Origin of the sequence: Cupriavidus basilensis (genome assembly GCF_029335485.1) — a bacterium.
GTDB classification, from domain to species: domain Bacteria; phylum Pseudomonadota; class Gammaproteobacteria; order Burkholderiales; family Burkholderiaceae; genus Cupriavidus; species Cupriavidus basilensis_E.
The window spans coordinates 1-2,549 of record NZ_JARJLM010000007.1; the positions used below are offsets into that span (position 1 = coordinate 1).

The window sequence follows — 2,549 nt, forward strand, 5'->3', positions numbered from 1 at the left end:
AACAGGTGAACACCGCGCCCGCCATAAAAAGCGGCAAGCGCGCCCAGCACCCCAAACACCACCGCCGCCAGCAGGCTGATCCTGCCTGCGGGGTGCAGCGACCGTGCCGCCAGCCCGGCCAGCGCCCCCACTACCAGCGTATCCAACATCACTTTTCTCCTAGATTCCGGGTCATCCGGTCCGCGCGGCCACAAGCCGCCCGTGGCCATAACGATACGGCAAACCCAGCCACAGCCATCTGGCTAGAGGGCAAGGTTCGCACCTGGCGCTATAATGTAGCCCGGTTCGGCGGCGCTTTGCGCCGGAATCCGTGCGCGAATCCGCGTCCGGATTGGCATCACATGCCCGCGCTGCGGCGTTCGTCGCCACGGCACGGAGCTCCGGCCCAAGAGACATGTTCCCCACCATGCAACTGCTCGCGATCGGTATCAATCACACCACGGCGCCCGTCTCGCTGCGCGAGCGAGTGGCGTTTCCGCTTGAGCAGATCAAACCGGCGCTGGGCGCCTTGCGCACGCACCTGGCGGGCAAGTCGGGAACCGAAGCCGCCATCCTCTCCACGTGCAACCGCACCGAGATCTACTGCGCCACCGATGTGCTGGTGTCGGGCTCGGAAGGCTTCGAGCATACGCTGCGCTGGCTGGCGCAGCACCATAACGTGCCGGCCGGCGAACTCGCGCCCCATCTTTACTCGCTGCCGCAATCCGAGGCCGTGCGCCATGCCTTCCGCGTGGCCAGCGGGCTGGATTCGATGGTGCTGGGCGAAACCCAGATCCTGGGCCAGTTGAAGGATGCGGTGCGTACCGCCGGGGAAGCCGGCGCGCTCGGCACCTACCTGAACCAGCTGTTCCAGCGCACGTTCGCGGTGGCCAAGGAAGTCCGCGGCCAGACCGAGATCGGCGCGCATTCGGTGTCGATGGCCGCCGCCGCGGTGCGCCTGGCCCAGCGCATTTTCGAAAGCGTCTCGACCCAGCGCGTGCTGTTCATCGGCGCGGGCGAGATGATCGAGCTGTGCGCCACCCACTTCGCGGCGCAAACGCCGCGCCAGATGGTGGTGGCCAACCGTACCGTCGAGCGCGGCGAAAAGCTCGCCGAGGCGCTTGCCGGCCAGGGCCTGACCACCGAGGCGATCCGCCTGTCGGACCTCGGCGCGCGCCTGCATGAATTCGATATCGTGGTGTCCTGCACCGCCAGTTCCCTGCCCATCATCGGCCTGGGCGCGGTGGAACGCGCGGTCAAGCTGCGCCGCCACCGCCCCATCATGATGGTGGACCTGGCCGTGCCGCGCGACGTGGAGCCCGAAGTCGCGCGCCTGGACGACGTCTTCCTGTACACCGTGGACGACCTCGGCGCCATCGTGCGCGAGGGCAATGCCATGCGCCAGGCCGCCGTGGCCCAGGCGGAGGCCATCATCGAGAGCCGCGTGCAGAATTTCATGCACTGGCTCGAAACCCGCAGCGTGGTGCCGGTCATCCGCGACCTGCAGGCGCAGGGCGAGGCCATGCGCCAGTCCGAACTGGAGCGCGCGCGCCGCATGCTGGCGCGCGGCGACGATCCCGAGGCCGTGCTCGAAGCGCTGTCCGGCGCGCTCACCCGCAAATTCCTGCACGGCCCCACCCACGCGCTGAACCACACCCAGGGCGACGACCGCGAAACCCTGCTGCGCCTGGTGCCGGGCCTGTTCCGCCACAGCAGCCACTCCGAGCGCTAGCCGCGCTCGCCCCGGCCGCGCGCGTCCTGCGCCCGGCCAACCTCGCGTCGCGCCCGGCGCGCAGGCCATTGTGCCGCCGCCCTGCACGCAGCCCCAGCCCGCAACACGCCGCATCCACCCGCCCATCCAACCCGTCTTATCGCGCCCCTGCCCGGAATTCCATGAAAGCCAGCATGCTATCCAAGCTCGACCAACTGGCCGAGCGACTCGACGAAGTCAACGCCCTGCTCGCACGCGAAGACGCCACCGCCAAGATGGACCAGTACCGCAAGCTCACCCGCGAGCACGCCGAACTGTCGCCGGTGGCCGAGCAATATGCGCAGTACCGCCAGGCCCAGGAAGACCTGGGCACCGCCCAAGCGCTGCTGGACGACCCCGAGATGAAGGAATTCGCCGCCGACGAGATCACCGCGGCCCGCGAGCGGCTGGACACACTGGCGAACAGCCTGCAGAAACTGCTGCTGCCCAAGGACCCCAACGACGACCGCAACCTGCTGCTGGAAATCCGGGCCGGCGCCGGCGGCGAGGAAAGCGCGCTGTTCGCGGCCAACCTGCTGCGCATGTACACGCGCTACGCCGAACGCCAGCGCTGGCAGGTGGAACTGATGAGCGAGTCGCCCTCGGACCTGGGCGGCTACAAGGAAGTGATTATCCGCATCGCCGGCGATGCGGTGTTTTCCAGGCTGAAGTTCGAATCGGGCGGCCACCGCGTGCAGCGCGTGCCGGCCACCGAGGCGCAGGGACGTATCCACACCTCGGCCTGCACGGTGGCAGTGATGCCCGAGGCGGACGAAGTGGCCGAGATCGAGATCAATCCCGCCGACTTGCGCGTCGATAC

Annotated in this window: 2 protein-coding genes; both read left to right on the forward strand. The window is 68.4% G+C overall.

Annotated elements, in window-relative coordinates; all coding sequences use genetic code 11:
• Positions 1-406: 406 nt before the first annotated feature.
• Positions 407-1,711, forward strand: a complete 1,305-nt coding sequence (gene hemA, locus P3W85_RS00580; protein WP_276263340.1) for a glutamyl-tRNA reductase — start codon at positions 407-409, stop codon at positions 1,709-1,711.
• 161 nt (positions 1,712-1,872) lie between these two features.
• The coding region (locus tag P3W85_RS00585) for a PCRF domain-containing protein (protein ID WP_276263339.1) at positions 1,873-2,549 on the forward strand (677 nt) is incomplete at its 3' end.